Below are 17,875 nucleotides of genomic sequence, written 5' to 3' on the forward strand. Positions count from 1 at the left end.
TAAAACTATGCTAACTGGTAAAACGAGAGAATCAATATGCGCGTTCGGCCGGACCTAAAACGCCCGCTCCTTGAAGTCGCCGAATGCGAAAACCGCAGCCAGACGAAGCTGTTAGAGACGCTTATTCTCGACAGTTGTCGAAAGCTCTGGCTCGTCACGACGCCGCGCATAAACCGCACCGAATCCGAGGGATAAATGAGCTCTTCCGGCTTGCTTACTAAGCTTCTTGACTACGTCATCGAGCAATCGAAAGACATTGACCCCCGGGGGTTCAAGCTTTCTGGCACCGAGGGATTCCTGCGAACGAGTGGTGACCTGCGCGGCTTGCCGGGCGTAGACCTCGACATAAAGGTCGAAGGCGACCATATCTGGCTTCGTGTTGAGCGACTTGAGGCCCTGAATCCGCCAGCGGTTTCGCCCGAATGGAAGGAGTTGCTTGTCGTCGACACCAGCCCGACTGGAAAGCCTCCACGCATCAATGAAGCGGCGCTAGAGCGGCATCTCGCCATTTTGGCGGAAGGCAAGCCGGGGCTGGATGCGCAGCAGCTTGCAGACAGCGAGAAAGGGGCTGTGCAGACAGAGTTCGAGCGATACACAGGACTCTGGCAGACGTGGGCTGAAGTGGAGAAGCCGCGGTGGCAAGCTATCCGACTGTACGGTGAGTTGTTCTCACTCAAGCAACAACTGGAGCTGGAGGACACTGCCAAGCCGCAGGAGTTTGTGTGCGGCGTCGGTGTCGCGTCCTGGAAGATGAGTTTCGAGGAACGCATGAAGAAGGTCGAATTCGACTACCAGTATCCGGTGCTCACGCAGGCGCTCGAACTGGGCATCGACGACCGGACCCTCGCCATTGAGGTCCGTCCACGCGCGGTGAGCCCGCGCGTCGAATTCGACGCGTTTTCGGCTTGTCAGCTGCAAAGTGCCGCGGCGGTCGAGCGTGCTGTCAAGGAAGAACTCGAGCGGTCGGCGGAGCGCCCGCCCAACCCATTCGACCCGGGTAGCTACCAGCATGCACTAAGAAGTGTTGCGGGCAACATCGACCGCAACGGCAAATACATTGAAGGGCAGGTGGGGCTGCCTCCTGCTGGTCCGTCGCTGCTCGTAACGGACCTGTGGGTGCTCCACTCGAGGCCCCGGTCCAACAACTTCCTGCACGAAGACATCGAGCGGCTTAAGGCGCGCCTGAAAGAAGGCGCTGAGATTCCGAACGGCCCGCTCGCGCTGGTCACACCGCCCGCCGACGAGACGGTCAGCTATGAGGCAATTTCGTTCCGCGGCCTCGCGGGTACGCCATCCAGTGGTTCGGGCAAGACCAGAGAACTGTTTTTTCCGCTGCCCTATAACCACGAGCAGGTCACCATCGTCGAGCAACTTGAGCGCTCCGAAGGTGTGGCGGTGCAAGGACCGCCCGGAACCGGCAAGACGCACACCATCGCCAATATCATCTGCCACTACTTGGCGAACGGGAAAAAGATTCTGGTGACGTCGAAGGGTGAGAAAGCCCTCGAACTGCTTCAGGAGAAGATTCCCGAGGAAGTGCGACCGCTGACCGTGGCACTGCTTTCCGGTGACCGGCAGGGCATGCAGCAGTTTCAGGCAAGTATCGAGGCGATTATTCACTCGGTCAGCCAGATGAACCCGGACGTCGTCGCCACCCAGATTCAGGCAGACCTCTCCGCCATCGACCGCGCGCATACCACCATGCAGCGCATCGACCACCGCATCGATGAAATTGCGATGACACAACTATCGGACGTGGAGGTGGACGGCGTCGTCATGCGTGCCCAGAAGATGGCCGAACTCCTCATCGAAGGCGGGAAGACGTTCTCCTGGTTTGACGATTCGCTCTCGCTTGCTCCCGAGAATGCGCCGCCTCTGGTCGCCGAGGAAGTCAGTGCTTTGCGCCAGGCGCGGCGTAACCTCGGCTCGGACATCGGATATGTTTCGTCCCATCTGCCATCGAGTGCAGCGCTGCTGACTGTGGATGATGTCCGCCGGCTGCATACGGTCATGGTGAACATTGTAAGCCTCAAGGAAGCTGAGGCAAAAGGCACGCTCATTTCGTTGAGGGCGACAACCGACGATGTCTACGAGCACGCGCGTGACATGCTGCTCAAAGTCGACGCGGCCGTGACACTTGCCCTCGAGATTGAAGAGACGGAAGAGACATGGCCGTTCGACCTGCGGCGCAAATGCCGCCGCGCCGACCACTCGACTGAACGCATAGCGCTGGAAGCACTTTTTGGGGAATCCGACCAGCTGATGGCGGCGCGCTCGGCGCTTATGCAGCGTCCGGTCAAAATCGACGAGGCCGCGCTCGGCTCGCCGAAGGTGAAAGAGGCACTTGAGCGCGCCGCAAAGACCGGAAAAGCCTTCGGCATGTTCGTAATAGGCGCAGGCGATGCCAAGGACATGGTGGCAGCCATTCGTATCGCGGAGGTCGAGCCGAAGAACGCGGCGGACTGGCAGCATGTGCTCTCGTACGTGAACCTGCACGAAAAGGTCGCATCCTTCTGCGCGCGCTGGAACGAGTTTGCCGATGCCTTGGCCGTCCCGAGGCTCACGCCGAGCGTCACAAAGTTGCGTCAAATTGAGCGCGTGACCATTGCCGCTCGCAACGCACATGCTTTCGCGACGAACCACGACGTCCATCTCAGTACGGCTGCCGAGAATGTGTTTGCGGAACCGCCTGTGGACGACCTTCGAGGTGGCTCGAAGGAGCTTTCGCGCGTTCGCGAGTACCTGCGCCAGCACTTGAGTAGGATCGAACTGGCGAAGGCGATGACGAACCTGAGCATCCTACGCGAGAAGCTCGCGGGCACCCGCGGTCCGGTCGCGGAGCGGCTGTGCGATTTTGCGGAGAACCGCCTGGGTGAGCCAACGCTGTTGACCGAGAAAGCGGCGGCCGATTATGCCGAGCTGGTTGCAGAACTGCGACGCATTGAAGGGCTCGTCAACGAGCTGGAAGTGGTCCGCGCGCTCAGCAAAAAGATTGAGACAGCTGGCGCAATGCGTCTTGCCGCGCGTCTGCGCACTGTCGCTGTGCCGGCTGCCGGTGAAGACGTCACGTGGCCGGCGAACTGGCGCGCAGCGTGGAACTGGGCTCGCGTGCGCAATTATTTGGAGAGCATCGAGGCCCGGCAGGAACTGCTTGAACTCGCGGCGCAGCGCCGTGACGCTGAGGCGGGGCTTTCGCGACTGTACTCCAGCATGGTCTCGAAGTCGGCGTGGCTCTCGACCAAGATGAATGCGACGCCCAAGGTGCTGTCCGCGCTGGAGACATACCGCACGGCAATTCGTCGCATCGGTGCCGGCACCGGTCCCAATGCTGTCCGGCACCGCCGCGACGCGCAGAACGCGATGCACGACGCGCAGGATGCCGTACCGTGCTGGGTGATGAGTCACGCCAAGGTGTCAGAGACGCTCCCCGCTAACCTCGGCGCTTTCGACCTCGTCATTGTCGACGAGGCGTCACAGTCTGACCTTTGGGCGTTGCCGGCAGTCCTGCGTGGCAAGAAGATTTTGGTGGTTGGGGACGACCGTCAGGTGTCACCGGATGGCAGCTTCATCTCGGCCGTGCGAATCCAGGAGCTAAAGGACCGCTTCCTCTCTGACCAGCCGTATGCACCCGTGCTGACGCCGGAGAAGTCGCTCTACGATATCGCGTCGACGGTATTCGCCGCGCAGAAGGTCATGCTGAGGGAGCACTTCCGTTGCGTTCCATCCATCATCGCGTACAGCAACAAGCACTTTTACAAGGACTTCATCCAGCCGCTGCGCATTCCCAAGATGTCACAGAGGATTGACCCACCCTTGGTCGACATCTACGTGCCGCACGGCTTGCGGGACAAGAAGGATATCAACCGTGCGGAGGCAGAGGCGATTGTTGCCGAGATACATGCCATTATCACCAACCCGCAGTTCGAGAATCGCACGCTTGGCGTAGTCACGCTACTTGGGCCAGAGCAAGGTAAGTTTATCGACACGCTCGTGCGCGAACGTTGTGACGCGGCTGAACTGTATCGGCGCAAGTTCGCCTGCGGCGATGCCCGGACATTTCAGGGCGCTGAGCGGCACATCATCTTCTTGTCGCTAGTTATTGACTCGATGGGCACACGCGCGCTATCGGACCAGTCGTCCGAACAACGATTTAACGTGGCCGCGAGCCGTGCCCAGGATCGAATGTATCTCGTGCGTTCGGTCAAGCTTTCGGAACTGTCCGCCTCGGGCAAAGACCTGCGCATGGGTCTGCTACAACACTTCTCGACGCCACTGGAGCAGCAAGGCCAGGGCGAGGAAGAGAAAAGCCTCATCGACCTGTGCGAGTCTGGCTTTGAGCGGCAGGTGTATACGGAATTGGTGAACCGGGGCTACCGCGTCATTCCACAGGTGAAGGCGGGTGCATTTCGCATCGATATGGTGGTTGAGGGCGCGAACGACGCGCGGCTTGCCATCGAACTGGATGGTGACGAGTTTCATGGCCCCGACCGATGGCAAGCGGATATGAATCGGCAGCGCGTGCTTGAGCGTGCCGGATGGGTTTTCTGGCGCTGCTTCGCTTCCACCTGGTCGATGCGCAGGGAGGAAGTGCTCAACGACCTGGTGGCTCGCATGTATGCGCTTGGCATTGAGCCCTTGGGAACTATTGAGAGGGTGCCGGCGCTAGTTGAGTACCGCGAATGGAATGGAAACGAGCAAAAACCAATCGACGAAGAAACGGCACCCGCAACATTAGTAGTCTGAATTTGCGCCCTTGACTTCTGGAACAGCTTCGCGGGAAAGCATCTCGTTTCTTCTTGGCTAGTCCTGGTGAACGCGGCGGCGGGAGAAATCCACGTAACAATTTCCACGCAATCAGGGTGGCGAGGTTCCGATGAAAGAGCGTTGTGAACGATGCGGCTGCACCCCCATTCGCCCCGGCACCGTTGTTCACTTTGTCGGAAACTTGTGTGCAAATCGAACTGCTGGTCAGCGTGGACGAGAACCTGCAGACACTGCGCACCACAACCGGAACCGCAACCACAGCCAGACCGACAGCCACAGACCAACACTAGACAAGGTGCAGCGTTCACCGTATCCCAACCAAAGCGGGCCGGGCGAATAACGTTTGAGGGCGACCCCGTCTACACGTGCAGCTTCTGCAATGCTCCCGTCGGACGAAGTGCCTCGCACTGCTCTACGTGCGGCTAGCGCACAGTTCGTATTTCTCGCGCCTGGAGCAACGGGGTTCGCGGCTTTAGGCAACTCCATTGGACTCGACGAAATATCGGTACAAAGGACCGGTTTATCGCCCGTGCTTCAGAACCGAATAGGCGTCACCCCGGACGCAGCGAAGCCTACCTATCTCCACCTGAAGCTACTGGAATCCACTAAGTCGGTGCCGCTTGGGGAGGTAATCGAAAGCCGAGGTTTCCTCAATGCGAAGACCGCGTTGGCTGCAGTCGCGCTTGAACTTGGAAGCAACGGCGCCTCCCTTGTGTATGGCACCGGGCCGTCCCAAACCGAAAAAATTGCACTCCAGATTGCAACCGAATTACCCCGCAAAGTGACACCCGTGCTCCTCGAACTCTCGAAGTTCATCAAGGACCATGTGCATCCGAAATACAGTCTGACCGAGAGGGTCATGAAAGGTGTCGCGTTCCACTATGGCAAGATGCCCAGCTTGCTGCGCGAGGCCATTGAGGCAGCCTTCAAGAGCGACGACATCAAGTATCTGGTGTGCACGACAACGTTGTTCCAAGGTATCAATTTGCCAGCGCGGAACGTGTTCATTGACACGCCAACGCGTGGTCGAGACGGAAAGCTCGATGCTGCCGCGCTGTGGAACTTCGCAGGGAGAGCTGGCCGACTGAATCATGACATGGTCGGCAATGTATTCCTTGTCAACTATGACAGCTGGCCAGACAAACCCTTGAGCACCGCGCAGCCGTTCTCACTTCGGCCCGCGTTCATCGCGGCCATTGCCGAAAAGTACGACGACGTTCTGCAGGTGCTTGGTAGTGGGCTTGAAAGCGACATCTCAAAGGTGCCCGCCGACGCACGGGCTGCTGCTGGACTGATGATGTCTCGCGCCGCAAAAGGCTCGCTGTCGACGTTCTTTGGACGGCTTGAGTCCTCGCTCGACTCAGGTGCACGTGAGATTTTGGTCGAAACTGCACAGAAGACAACCGAAGCGCTTGACCTGCCTCCTGAAGTGCTTGAAAGCAACTGGACCGTGAATCCTTTCGGACAAGCGCGCCTTCTAGCACGGTTCCAGGAGCTGATTGCTATTGACCGTTCACAAGAACTGATTCCCCCTCATCCATCGGGCGACGTTTTTGAAAGCTACGTCCAGATTTTCTCGCGCATCAACAAGTACGTAGTGGGTTCTAGCTTCGCTGGCTACAACGTAAAGCTTGCGACCATAGGTCTGGCGTGGATGCGCGGAACTCCTCTTCCGGTGCTCATAGGCAAGAGCATCGAACTAGCGCAGAAGAACAAGAAGACCGACCGTCCAGTGAACGTTGATACGCACGTGCGAAACACCTTCGAGTTTGTCGAAGACAAGCTGCGGTTCGAATATGTGCAGCTTGGAAAAGCGTATGTTGACCTGCTCCGCTTTGCGCTTCGCGAAAAAGGCCTCGATGTCGAAGCCATGTCTGTCTTCGATTTCCCACTCGCTCTTGAGCTCGGGGTTTCGTCTGTGGCCGGTCAGGCGTTCATTGAGTTGGGGCTGTCGCGCGTGACGGCATCTTTGCTGCAGGACTTGATACCGGACTCGAATCCGACGTTGGCGCGTGCCAAGTCATGGCTTGCATCACTTACGGCCAACGACCTTAAGCTATCGGCGGTCATTTCTCGAGAACTTGAACAGAAGGGGTTACTGGCTCAATCGATAGCGGACGGCGCGTGAAGTAGCCTTCTCGCCTCAGGTCGCCGACAACCTCGGCGACGAGCGAAACTATTTGGCAGACGCTTTGCCATTGCAGTGGCCGATGCACGCGGCGCCCCTCTACTTCTCGACTCACCAGTCCGGGGCTTCACATGAGAGGCTCCGGAACCTAAAATTATCCAGCTGAAACACGAACCGGGCGGGCGCGGCACGCGGCTGCGGCGAGGGGTGTGATGAAGGCTTGCTTTACTCTAAGACGAAGGGGACCCTCGATGTTTCAGGTTGAAACCGTGTCTTCGCCTCGCGGCGAGTTGCAATTTAGCCGCTCGCGCAAAGGTCAAAACAAAATCAGCATCATCACTGGGCCGAATGGCTCCGGGAAAACAGAGCTTTTGGCGAATCTTGGCAGGTGGTTCTCTTCTCCATCTGTCGGAGGATTGGGGCGCGGCGTGTCCATCAGGTGGCGCAACAATGGCATCGCGTACTCGTCCACGGTGTCTGGCTCTGAGTCCTTGCCCTCAAGGGTCATTGCCCAGACGTTTAGTCCATTCTCTCGGTTCGCTTCGCCAAGAGATACCCCCTTATCCCTCACAAAAATCTACGCGGAATCTGCCGAGCAGGAATCCAACTACCGTTGCGTAGGAATACACCGGCGCACCCGCTACATCTCGGGTAAGCTATCAAAACAAGTCCTTGAGCGAGGAATCTACCAGCTGACCGAAGCGCCGATACATACGCGGGCCCTCGGAAAGGTAATTCGGGCGCTCGGCTTCCGGGAGAGAATCGATTTCAGATATCGGGGTTTGCAAACTGCAAATGAACTATTTAAAGCCTTCCACTACGGCGAACTCGAAGCGTATCTTATCGATATATCTGAGCCATGGAAACGCAATGAATTGAGCAAAGAGGCTCGGCGCACCGGCGTCGCTGCGCTTACCCCACTTTTGCAAAGCGTGCTCGGTTTGCTAGGCGAGTACCCGGACCGAGGCGTATTCGAATTCACATTCGACTTCGAAGCCGGAAGGGCTTCAGAGGATTTCGCCAGAATGCAGGCTCTTGTGCTGCTTCGTCGGCTGGATGCCATGCGTCTGGAGCGCTGCTCATTCTCTCCGATAGATGGCGCCACATCAATCGACCTCGCAGAGGCGAGTTCGGGTCAACAGCAAATGCTTTGCTCGATGTTCGGTCTTTTGAGCGAGCTCAGAGATAATTCGATTGTCCTCATTGATGAGCCAGAACTTAGCCTCCATCCCACGTGGCAAATGGACTTCTTGGGCCGTTTAAGCTCGGTCCTCGAACAGTTCAACGGCTGCCACGTCATCTTGGCAACCCATTCTCCGCTCATCGCTCAAAGCGCGTTGATTAATGGAATCGAAGTCCTTCGGATGCGCCCACTTGATGACGTCAAAACTGCTGGTCCGATGTATCAACAAGATGCCGACACGTCAGTCGAGGAGACGCTCCTCGATGTATTCGGCACACCCGTTCCGGGAAGCGTTTACCTCGCTAATCAAGTCTTTGAGATAGTCACCGAAGGCGAGCGTGGAAGCTCGGCGGAGCGTGAGGACGCGCTGGCGCGATTGCAGAGATTGAAACAACTGTATGTAGGACGCGAAGAGGGACCGTCCAACGGACGGGACCTCGAAATGATTCAGAAAGCCACGCGATTGCTCCTGCAGTCTGATGAAACGCCGGGCGAGAATTTCTCCGATGCCGAATAGTCGTACCAAATCAAAGGTGATGACGCTCGCTGATTTCACTCCCGCGCTGCTGGATGCAGAGCATTTGTCTTTGCAAGAACAAGGTGCAAAGTCATCAGACTACTGGAGTAAGCAGCCAGAAGCTGAAAAGCCACTGTTCGCACGTTTCAAGCGCGGGGTGAAGCACTATTACCGTGGCGGGCAAGACCTACTCTGCTGCTATTGCAGCTGCGACCTTCAGTACGCTCAGAATACATATGACCTTGAGCATATTCTTGACAAAGCAGACCACCCCCAGCACATGTTCGCACTGAACAATCTGGCCGCTGCGTGCAAGTCTTGCAACACCTCAAAAGGCAAGTCGACGGTCGTGGCAGAAGGTGTCGATACAAGCACCGTCCCGACTCAGCACGAGCATTACACAATCGTCCATCCACACATAGACGAGTGGTATGACTTCTTCACGTTTGATGAGGTCGGTCGGGTGCGCGCTCTAAACGGCAACAGCAAATCCCAGAACACAATACGAGTTTGCGGGATAGATTCAGTCAACGCGACACGGCTCGCGCGTAGTTTCACTGGCAATGCCGGTCATGCTGAGATTCAACTCCGAAAATTCTTTGAATATAGGAGCATTGGAAAGAAAGAGGCTTGTCTCGACTTTCTTCGTGCGCTGAGTCCAAGATTGAAAGTTGCAGACGCGATAATCGAACAGCTTACGCTTGAAGTAGAACGGCTCAAAGTAGAGCAAGATGCCCTCAGGGCGCAGCGACAGCAAGCCCGCCGCGAGGCCCTCGCGGCGCAAGCTCAGAATGCAGACGGTTGAAGCGCCGTTACCGGCCGACAATATCGGGAGGCGCGGATGCTACAGGACTAGGAGCATCAGCAAAAAGCGCAGCAGATTGCAAGCCAGCAGTTCGTCACGAGCATCAATGTATGGGCTAACTATACGCAGGCGGTCAATGCGCGCTAGCCGCAAAACAGTCCACCTGACCAGTCCGAATGTCCGCTGTACGTCAACAAACGTGGGTAACACTATAAACACCAACTGCAACTAGGCAGCGAACAGGCGGCGCGGCGCAGGGTGCCGACACCGTAGACATGGGGAGCGCATCGCAAGCACTGCAGTCGGGTGGCCGACAGCACACAGAACAAGGCATAGAAAGAAATTGAGCGACGACAGCACGGTTGAACAACGGCTCGGCCCCGGAGCGCGGGCGGACGGGATTCGCTACCTCTTGGACCCAAGGTTTAGGGTGCATTACTTTGTTCCCTTCGAAAGAGAGGAACTGGACGATGCCAGCCCATTGCGTCTCTACAGCAACACTCTAATGGAGAGTGCTCTGCTGCATCTGCTTGCTGCTAGACTTCCCGCCGACGTTCGGGAGCTCGGTATAGATTGGCCGACAATTGGGCGGTTGCGCTGTTCCGGTGCCGTTGAACACAACGTCTTGCCGGTTTATCTGGACGCCTTCGAGCAAGTTGCGCCGCTAATGCGTACTATGCCTTTCCGATGTGTCTTGAGCGACGACACGACTGTTGACGCAGTTGACTCGATTTTGAAGAATATATCAGAGCCTTGGTTGCACCTGTCCACTGCGAGCGGCGAAGGTAGGCTTAGTCCCTTAGACATGAGTTGGTCCGAATTCTCGGCTGCTCTGCGCGCGGTTGTTGGTCCAAGTGAAAGGTCGACGCACCGTTTTCATATCGAAGTGTTTGAAAATGAATCGGGGGGGGCTATCGTTGAGCCAACTCGGCCGTTGGTACACACCTCTAGGATGCACGGTGTGACGGCAATGAATGAATTCGCTGTTGAAGCTCTCGGGGCCGTCTCCGGGGAGAGCGAGCCTCTTCACCCTAACGACAGAGTGGGGTACGAGACTTCAATTCTCAATTCGATTGATGAGGTCAGAGCGCATCGAGATTGGCTATCTTCCGAAGGAACTCTCATTCGTTATCGGTACAAGTTATGCATCGCCGTCCCATCCCTGCTGAGCCACTTCTACGAGAATACGTTCTCAAAGAATAACTCGGCGAAGCTTGAACAGCCGGAGTTGCATCGACTCGTATTAAGCCTGGTCCGCCAAGAAACGTACTCGTTGACGTTTGACCAAAAGACGTTGGCAGCGTTGGCGACCACCGCAGGACAATCGCTCATAAAGCTAAATCAGACCGAGTTGCAGACATTCGTCACGAGTCTCGCGTTGTTTGCTGCAAGAACACTAACTCCGGTTTTACGGCTAGAGCCGAAGTTGAATCGGCTAAGGCCTTTGCTCGCGCGAGTCGCCAGCCTATCGAGGGGCGACAACCCACGCCGAGTGCACAAAATGAACATCGCGGTTGCCGAGTTGACCTCTAGCATGAAGAGCGCTGTAAAGCCTTCGTATATGAGGTTGATTGCCGGGCGGCCGGATGACCCGCACGAAGGGGTCAAGCTCGTGACGGACCTGCCATTGGAATGGTTGCCCGTGGGAAAACTACCACTGATGATGGCCTTCGAGACTAGCAGGGCTGCAGTGACGCCAGGTAACGTGAGCTTCGACCAGGTGTCGAGATTCCAATCTCGACACCTGCCGGTCTCATCTTTTGCTGACGTCTTGGTCATCCGGTCTTACACTGCAAGCGACCCAATACGTGATGTGTTAGTCGAGGCCCTTGAGGGAAAGCTTCCTCACGAGTCCCTGTTGACCGTCAATGTAAAGGTGGTCGACGTTGCAACTCCCGAAGAGTTCGTCGAAGCATGGAACATGTTTGACGGAGCCATCGTGATTTTCGACGGCCATGGCGTTAGTGACCCGGAAAGCGGCATTGGACAACTCGTCATCGCAGGTAAGCCAGTGGTCATTTGGGAGTTGAAAGATAAATTGACGAAATCCCCCCCCATTGTCATCTTGAGTGCGTGCGACACCCATTCATTAGATGCCAACCACGCAACGGTCGCCAATACTATGCTGATGCTCGGTGCAACATCAGTTCTTGGTACTTTTCTGCCGGTGGATGCTGTCTATGCTGCAACATTTGTACGAAGACTTTTGATTCGCGTTGGTGGATTTTTACCTCTCATCGCCGCCCCCGATGTGAACAGGCCGGCCACTTGGCGCTCGGTTGTGACAGGCTTGCAACGCATGCAATATGTTACTGAAATCATGCTCTCGTTGGCTGTAAACGCCAAGATAGATTTGAGCGCAGCTTTCGACAAGATTCAGCTGCAGTCCAACATCGAAATCAACAGCGGCAAGGTAGATTGGTTTGAGCGATTTGTCGACCGATTGGCTGAGGAAACCAACAGGTCAGCTGAGGCGATACATCTGCTTATTCGGAAGTGGGCGTCGGTTGTCGATGTCATGCATTACGTGCAACTTGGAAACCCAGAATCGATTTTGATTCTGAAAGATGAACTCACTGTTCCCGGTCAATCATCAACTTCGGTGGAACGTATAGCCGCGCAAACCTGAGTGTCGGAGGGACTTTGTGCCCGTCGCGCGCAGCCGGAATTGCGGTCAATTCATTTGATGCGAATGCCGCAAGAAGCACTGCCGCACCGGAACCGACGCGCGTTAGAACCCCGGCAGCGACTGTTGGCGCGAACTAGGTATCGCCGCGTCGTTCCAAAGCTTCGTCGCAAGGGGATGGCGGGCGAGGTGGATGAGCCGGTAGAGAGGCCCCTTGTTCATATTGACGAATAGCGGCTTGCTTTGTGCGACTTGCATCTTCGTCAGGTCTGTTACGAGCGTTTCCCAATATTTCAAGTAAGCACCGACCAGGTCGCGCTTCGGTACGGCGTCGAGTCGCAGATTGTTGCGCCAGCCAGGCGCTGCCGCATCCAGCCTGGAGCTGGCCAGGTTGAAGTCGCCACCGATGTTTCGCTGGACATCCATCACACTGAAGTGAATCAGGATGTCGATATTCGGCCGAGCGGACAGCTTGCGGATAATCTCGAAGTCCAGGTGCTCGATGTTGAACGGGTCGAGGAACGCGAAGTGCAATCCCTTCGGCAGTGCGTCGAGCACCCAGTCGACGGTCACAGATGCTTTACCTACGCATGCTCGGACATTGGCGCCGGCGGAGCGAAGGCGCGTCGCGCATGCTTCCACGCTGTCCGCGTCCGCATCGCCGATGTAAATCTCGTTGAACGGAGCGCCACCCTTCTCCGATATGCGCCATGCCGCTAACACTCCACCGTCCGAGATGGTTTTTGAATCACGGTTCATTACGCGCCCAGGACCCGAGAAGAGGTCGATGAACGAGGCGTAAGGCCACTTCGCACGCGCCATACGGGCGGAGTCGATGTAGCGCGAAAGTGCCACGTGCTTGTCTTCCGACCAGGCGCCAACCTTCATGACCGGCAAACCATCGGCAGGGTCGACAGCAACCTCGTGTTCCTGTTTGCTGTTCACGCTTTGTGTCCCGTTTTCTGCGGCTCAATGGGGAGATTAAATAGTATGCCGTGATTTCGAAATATTTACTAAAACCTGATAATCTTTCGACAGACCAAGGGCCACATAACACAGCTGATGGCAAAGTCAAAAGATAAGTATCTCTGGCAAGTCGGGAAGCCGCCGCCGATTCTCGACCAGCACAGTGCCGTAAAGCACTCGATTGTCGAAAGCTACGTTCAGAAATACATTGAAACGGTGATGTCTCAGGCCATTATTCCAAAGCTGACTTTGTCATTGGTCGATGGTTTCGCGGGCGGAGGGGAGTACATCAGCGAAGCCGGCATATCGGTCGATGGAACGCCACCTTTGATGATGCGCGCGACGCACGCGGCTCGCGCCAGCATAAATGTTGGTCGCAAAGTTACGGAACGCGAGGTCGACGCCGAGTTCTTCTTCATCGAGAAACGGCGAGAGTCAGCAAGGTATCTGCGTGAACACATTGATAAGCGGCGCGCGGAAGGGGTCATCGCTGACATGGATTATCAGCGAACGACCATCCGGAATGCGAGTTTCGTAGACGAATTGCCCGGAATAGTCGCGCGAATCAAACAGCGTCGCGGTGGCTTTCGCTCCATCTTTCTGCTCGACCAGTACAGCTACAACGCCATACCGATGAGCGCGCTTCGATGGTTGATGTCGGAGCTACCAGGTGCCGAGGTCATCATGACCTTCAACGTCGATTCCCTGCTTACGTACATCAGTGACAGAGAAACGAATCGGAAGGCCGTCCGCGGCGTTGACCTCGAAGGCTACATCCCATGGGAGCACCTCGGACAAATCAAGGCGGAGCATGGCCGGGCATCGCTGCAAAGATACGTCGCGCATGGCATTAAGGAGGAGACGGGCGCGCCGTTCATGACGTTGTTCTTTGTCCGCCCTAACGCAGCGAACCCTTGGAGCTACTGGCTCGTGCATCTGTCGCAGCGCTATAAGGCGCACGACGTCATGAAGTCACTGCATTGGGACCACTCAAGCGAGTTCGGACATGAGCTTGAACCAGGGCTTTTTATCCTTGGCTATGACCCGAAGCGCGATGAGGAATACAACGGCCAGTCGTCACTTCTGTTCGATAAAAGTGGTGAGCAACGCTGTATTGAGACGCTAACCGACGACCTCGGTCGCGTATTGTCCAGTCAGCAGCAACCTGTCTCGGTCGCGCAACTGTTCACGGGAAATATCTCGAACACAATCGCGGACGAAGCTCGTCTGCAGAAGGTGCTCCGTAGCCTGCACGCCGCAGGCACCATCGCAGTGTCGAACAAAGAAGACCGAGCGCGGCGACCGTCGAAGCTGTATCGGCCGACCGACATCATCGAATACTCCCCGCAACTGCGGTTCACCTGAGCCGGCGCGGTCAGGTTAGCAGACCTCGTTCGGGCATATCGTCCCAGGTGCGCCCTTCAAGAAGCCGGCCGTTGGCTGTCTTGGAGCGGCGCACGCCGTCGCTCCCCCACGTGCCCCATTGCTTGAAGAAGAACTTCACGCCTCGCTCCTCGCACTGAACCTTGACGTTCTGCACCCAGGCTTCGTGCATCGGGCGTGCCTTCGGGCCAGATTCCCCGCCGACAATTACCCAATCAATTTTCTCGAGATTTAGGGTGCCCAAGTCCTCGAGTAGCGGCTCGACGGACAAGAAGCGAACGCCGCCTTCCACGCGGCGCAGCTCGTCGATTCTTGGTAGGCCGTGCCGGCGGTCCTCGACGGTCACACCAAGCCAAGCATTCGCTGGCATCTCTCGGCGGCTGCAATAGGACGCCAAGCGCTCTGCGCGCTTCGTGAGTATCTGAAAGGTGTGCTGAGGGCACGCTCGAATCGAATCGAACACCTGCGTGATGTAGGCGTCCGACACGGAGCGATGGAACAGGTCCGACATTGAGTTGACGAAGTAGACCGTCGGGCTTTTCCGCTTCAGCGGCTCGTCCAAGCGGTTGGGCAGAACGGTCAGCTTGAAGCCATTTTCATAGCCTGGAGTCCCCATGGCGTGCAGACGCTTCGCCATGCCTTCGGCGTAGCAGTTTTTGCAGCCCTTGGAGATTTTCGTGCAACCCACAGTCGGGTTCCACGTGCGCTCCGTCCACTCAATCTTGCTTTGCCCGCCGCTCATTGTTCGACCTCTCAATTAGTTTGCGATTTTATCGAGCTTCCTGCGGCTGCTACGGAATAGCCATACTTTCGTCATGTGGTCGCGTTTGTCCGAATGCTTCCATGTGACAAACGAGAGAAAAATGGACCACGCATTCGCGTCAGGTGCCTTAGCAGTATAGAGACCGGCACTGTATATTTATACAGTGGATGAGTAAATATGATTGAGTGATAGCAGGAAATAGGCGCGGCCTATGCGCCGGCCGAAGAGTTCCGAGAAAGTGCTCCCGGCCAATACCAGCAAGGTTTTTAGAACAGGACAAGGAACGCACATCTCCAGCGAACATCTCGGGCATGGTGTGCTGCGACGACACGCAAAGCAAGAATCTGAGGGCAATCGCAAAAAAGGGGCGCTGGAAAGTGCTCCAGCGCCCCTTTGTCATTAATTCTGGTTACGCCTTGTCAGGTAAGGCTCAGCCGCTAATGAGAGCACCCGTAACCAAACCTAATTGAGGTCTCGTACCCGAAACTAATGCAACTCGGCACATCGCCAACTGGGAGCGACCGCTCCCACACCACCGCCACCGACTTCGCCAGATACCGCAAAGGATCACTCCCATCTAGCACCGGAGATACTTTTGCGATTCGTCACGGTTAAAACGGCGTTTATTTCAAGGGGGGGCAAAGATCGCTGACGCCCCACACGATTTGACAGATGCTCTATATTGGTTCGCAACTTTATTGTTTCGATCCCTCGCTTAGTTCGCAACTTTATTGTTCAGTTCGCAACTTTATTGTCACGGACCAAGCATTTCAATCTGAATTTACCGTTCGCAACTTTACTGTCACGAACCATCGGCTTTGCTCTTCCAAAATCCCCTCACTCCACCGTCACACTCTTCGCCAAATTCCTGGGCTTATCCACATCCGTCCCTCTAGCACAAGCCGTGTGATAAGCCAGCAACTGCAGCGGCACAACATGAAGAATCGGCGATAGCAAACCATAATGCTCAGGCATCCGAATTACGTGAATCCCATCCTCGCTGACAATCCGAGTATCCGAATCCGCGAAAACATAAAGCTCGCCCCCTCGCGCCCGAACTTCCTGCATATTCGACTTAAGCTTCTCCAGCAGCGTGTCATTAGGCGCAACCGTCACCACCGGCATCGCCTCAGTCACCAACGCCAAAGGCCCATGCTTCAACTCGCCGGCCGGATAAGCTTCCGCATGAATATACGAGATCTCCTTAAGCTTCAACGCGCCTTCAAGTGCGATCGGATAATGCAGTCCACGCCCGAGAAACAGCGCATTCTCCTTGCGTGAAAACTCCTCCGACCAGGCGATGATCTGCGGCTCCAGCGCCAGCACGCTATTTAGCGCCGCCGGCAAATGCCGCAACTGCGTCAGATAATCCGTTTCCTGCTTTTCACTCACATGCCCACGCAACGTCCCAAGCGTAACGGCCAACACAAACATCCCCACCAACTGCGTCGTAAATGCCTTAGTCGAAGCCACCCCAATCTCAGTCCCCGCATGCGTCAAGAACGCGAGCTTCGTCAGCCGAACCATCGCGCTGGAAGCCACATTGCAAACCGCGAGCGTATGTTTATGCCCCAGCCCTTGCGCGTGTTTCAAAGCAGCCAACGTGTCCGCAGTTTCACCCGATTGCGAAATCACCACGACCAAAGCCCGTGGATTCGGCACCGACTCTCGATACCTATACTCACTCGCAATCTCCACTTGCGTGGGAATCTTCGCAACCGATTCAAGCCAGTACTTCGCCGTCATGCCCGCATACGAACTCGTGCCGCAAGCAAGAATGAGCACGCTATCGATATCCGCGAAAACCTCTGCCGCGTCCGACCCGAACAAATCGGCGGAGAAACGATCGGTTTGGGGAATCGTGTCGGTGATCGCACGCGGCTGCTCGAAGATTTCCTTCTGCATGAAATGCCGATACGGCCCAAGTTCAACCGCGCCGCCATACGCCGCGACCACGCGCACTTCACGCTCGGCAGGCATTCCATCGCGATCGACAATCTTCACGCCGTCCAGCGTAATCTCGACCACATCGCCTTCATCGAGGAACGCAAAACGATCGGTGCTGCCGGCGAGCGCGAGCGCATCGGAGGCGAGGAAGTTCTCGCCATCGCCCACACCCACCACCAGCGGCGACCCCTGCCGCGCGCCGACCACCGTATGGGGCTGATCCTTGTGAATCACGGCAATGGCGTACGCGCCATGCAATTCCTTCACGGCATCGCGCATGGTCTGGAACAGATCGCCGCGATACATGCTGTGGATCAAATGCGCGATGACCTCGGTGTCCGTCTGCGATACAAACTCGTAGCCCTTCCCGCGCAGCATGGTCCGCAAGGTCTCGTAGTTCTCGATGATCCCGTTATGCACCAGCGCCAGTTCGTTACGCGAAAAAATCGGATGCGCGTTGTCGGTGACGGGTGCGCCGTGCGTCGCCCATCGAGTATGCGCAATGCCGGTTGCGCCTTCCAGATGCGTATCGCGGACCTGATCGGCGAGATCGGCCACGCGCGCGACGCTGCGCGCGCGCTTCGGTTCGCCAACGGCCAAGACAGCGACGCCGCAGGAATCGTAGCCGCGATATTCCAGCCGCCTCAGACCTTCGACCAGCACCGATACGATGTTACGTTGCGCAACCGCGCCGACAATTCCGCACATGGCGTCGTCCTTTCCAGATTGTTTTTGAATCGCTCGAAATCGCCCGGCGCTCGCCACCAGGGCGCGCGCTCAAGCACATGACTGA

General features: G+C 56.6%; 9 protein-coding genes. 6 read left to right on the top strand and 3 right to left on the bottom strand.

The window, feature by feature from the left end:
• The first annotated feature begins 195 nt into the window (after window positions 1-195).
• The 5 genes from ACSOSP_RS12485 to ACSOSP_RS12505 all read left to right on the top strand — a co-directional run bounded on the left by ACSOSP_RS12485 (window position 196) and on the right by ACSOSP_RS12505 (window position 12,026).
• On the top strand, window positions 196-4,743 hold the full coding sequence (locus ACSOSP_RS12485; protein ID WP_455307035.1) for an AAA domain-containing protein: 4,548 nt from the start codon (window positions 196-198) through the stop codon (window positions 4,741-4,743).
• Between the two features lie 550 nt (window positions 4,744-5,293).
• Entirely contained in the window at window positions 5,294-6,892 is a 1,599-nt protein-coding gene (locus ACSOSP_RS12490; protein ID WP_455307037.1) for a helicase-related protein, read from the top strand.
• Between the two features lie 251 nt (window positions 6,893-7,143).
• On the top strand, window positions 7,144-8,592 hold the full coding sequence (locus tag ACSOSP_RS12495; RefSeq protein ID WP_455307039.1) for an AAA family ATPase: 1,449 nt from the start codon (window positions 7,144-7,146) through the stop codon (window positions 8,590-8,592).
• Window positions 8,582-9,397: a hypothetical protein gene (locus tag ACSOSP_RS12500; protein WP_455307041.1), complete on the top strand. Its 816-nt coding sequence runs from the start codon at window positions 8,582-8,584 to the stop codon at window positions 9,395-9,397. Before ACSOSP_RS12495 ends, ACSOSP_RS12500 begins: the two co-directional genes overlap by 11 nt.
• Before the next feature lie 343 nt (window positions 9,398-9,740).
• On the top strand, window positions 9,741-12,026 hold the full coding sequence (locus ACSOSP_RS12505; RefSeq protein ID WP_455307043.1) for a CHAT domain-containing protein: 2,286 nt from the start codon (window positions 9,741-9,743) through the stop codon (window positions 12,024-12,026).
• 102 nt (window positions 12,027-12,128) lie between these two features.
• On the opposite strand, the gene tcmP is transcribed toward ACSOSP_RS12505, so the two are convergent.
• Window positions 12,129-12,968 carry a three-Cys-motif partner protein TcmP gene (gene tcmP / locus ACSOSP_RS12510; protein ID WP_455307045.1) on the bottom strand — a complete coding sequence of 280 codons (840 nt, stop codon included), beginning with the start codon at window positions 12,966-12,968 and terminating at the stop codon, window positions 12,129-12,131.
• Window positions 12,969-13,085: 117 nt separating this feature from the next.
• Between tcmP and ACSOSP_RS12515 the strand changes: the two genes are divergently transcribed.
• Window positions 13,086-14,354 carry a three-Cys-motif partner protein TcmP gene (locus ACSOSP_RS12515; RefSeq protein WP_455307047.1) on the top strand — a complete coding sequence of 423 codons (1,269 nt, stop codon included), beginning with the start codon at window positions 13,086-13,088 and terminating at the stop codon, window positions 14,352-14,354.
• A 10-nt stretch (window positions 14,355-14,364) separates the two neighbouring features.
• Here the strand turns inward: ACSOSP_RS12515 and ACSOSP_RS12520 are convergent, their stop codons facing one another.
• The gene (locus ACSOSP_RS12520; protein WP_455307049.1) at window positions 14,365-15,114 is read right to left on the bottom strand and encodes a DUF5131 family protein; all 750 of its coding nucleotides are present in this window, start codon (window positions 15,112-15,114) and stop codon (window positions 14,365-14,367) included.
• Window positions 15,115-15,972: 858 nt separating this feature from the next.
• Entirely contained in the window at window positions 15,973-17,790 is a 1,818-nt protein-coding gene (gene glmS, locus ACSOSP_RS12525; RefSeq protein ID WP_455307051.1) for a glutamine--fructose-6-phosphate transaminase (isomerizing), read from the bottom strand.
• Window positions 17,791-17,875 lie beyond the last annotated feature (85 nt).

The sequence above is a fragment of the Caballeronia sp. KNU42 genome, assembly GCF_053760385.1.

Bases quoted from the DNA above. Each gene is read 5' to 3' on its own strand.
- ACSOSP_RS12485 (WP_455307035.1), top strand. From the start codon at position 196: ATGAGCTCTTCCGGCTTGCTTACTAAGCTTCTTGACTACGTCATCGAG.
- ACSOSP_RS12520 (WP_455307049.1), bottom strand. From the start codon at position 15,114: ATGAGCGGCGGGCAAAGCAAGATTGAGTGGACGGAGCGCACGTGGAAC.
- ACSOSP_RS12495 (WP_455307039.1), top strand. From the start codon at position 7,144: ATGTTTCAGGTTGAAACCGTGTCTTCGCCTCGCGGCGAGTTGCAATTT.
- glmS (WP_455307051.1), bottom strand. From the start codon at position 17,790: ATGTGCGGAATTGTCGGCGCGGTTGCGCAACGTAACATCGTATCGGTG.
- ACSOSP_RS12500 (WP_455307041.1), top strand. From the start codon at position 8,582: ATGCCGAATAGTCGTACCAAATCAAAGGTGATGACGCTCGCTGATTTC.
- ACSOSP_RS12515 (WP_455307047.1), top strand. From the start codon at position 13,086: ATGGCAAAGTCAAAAGATAAGTATCTCTGGCAAGTCGGGAAGCCGCCG.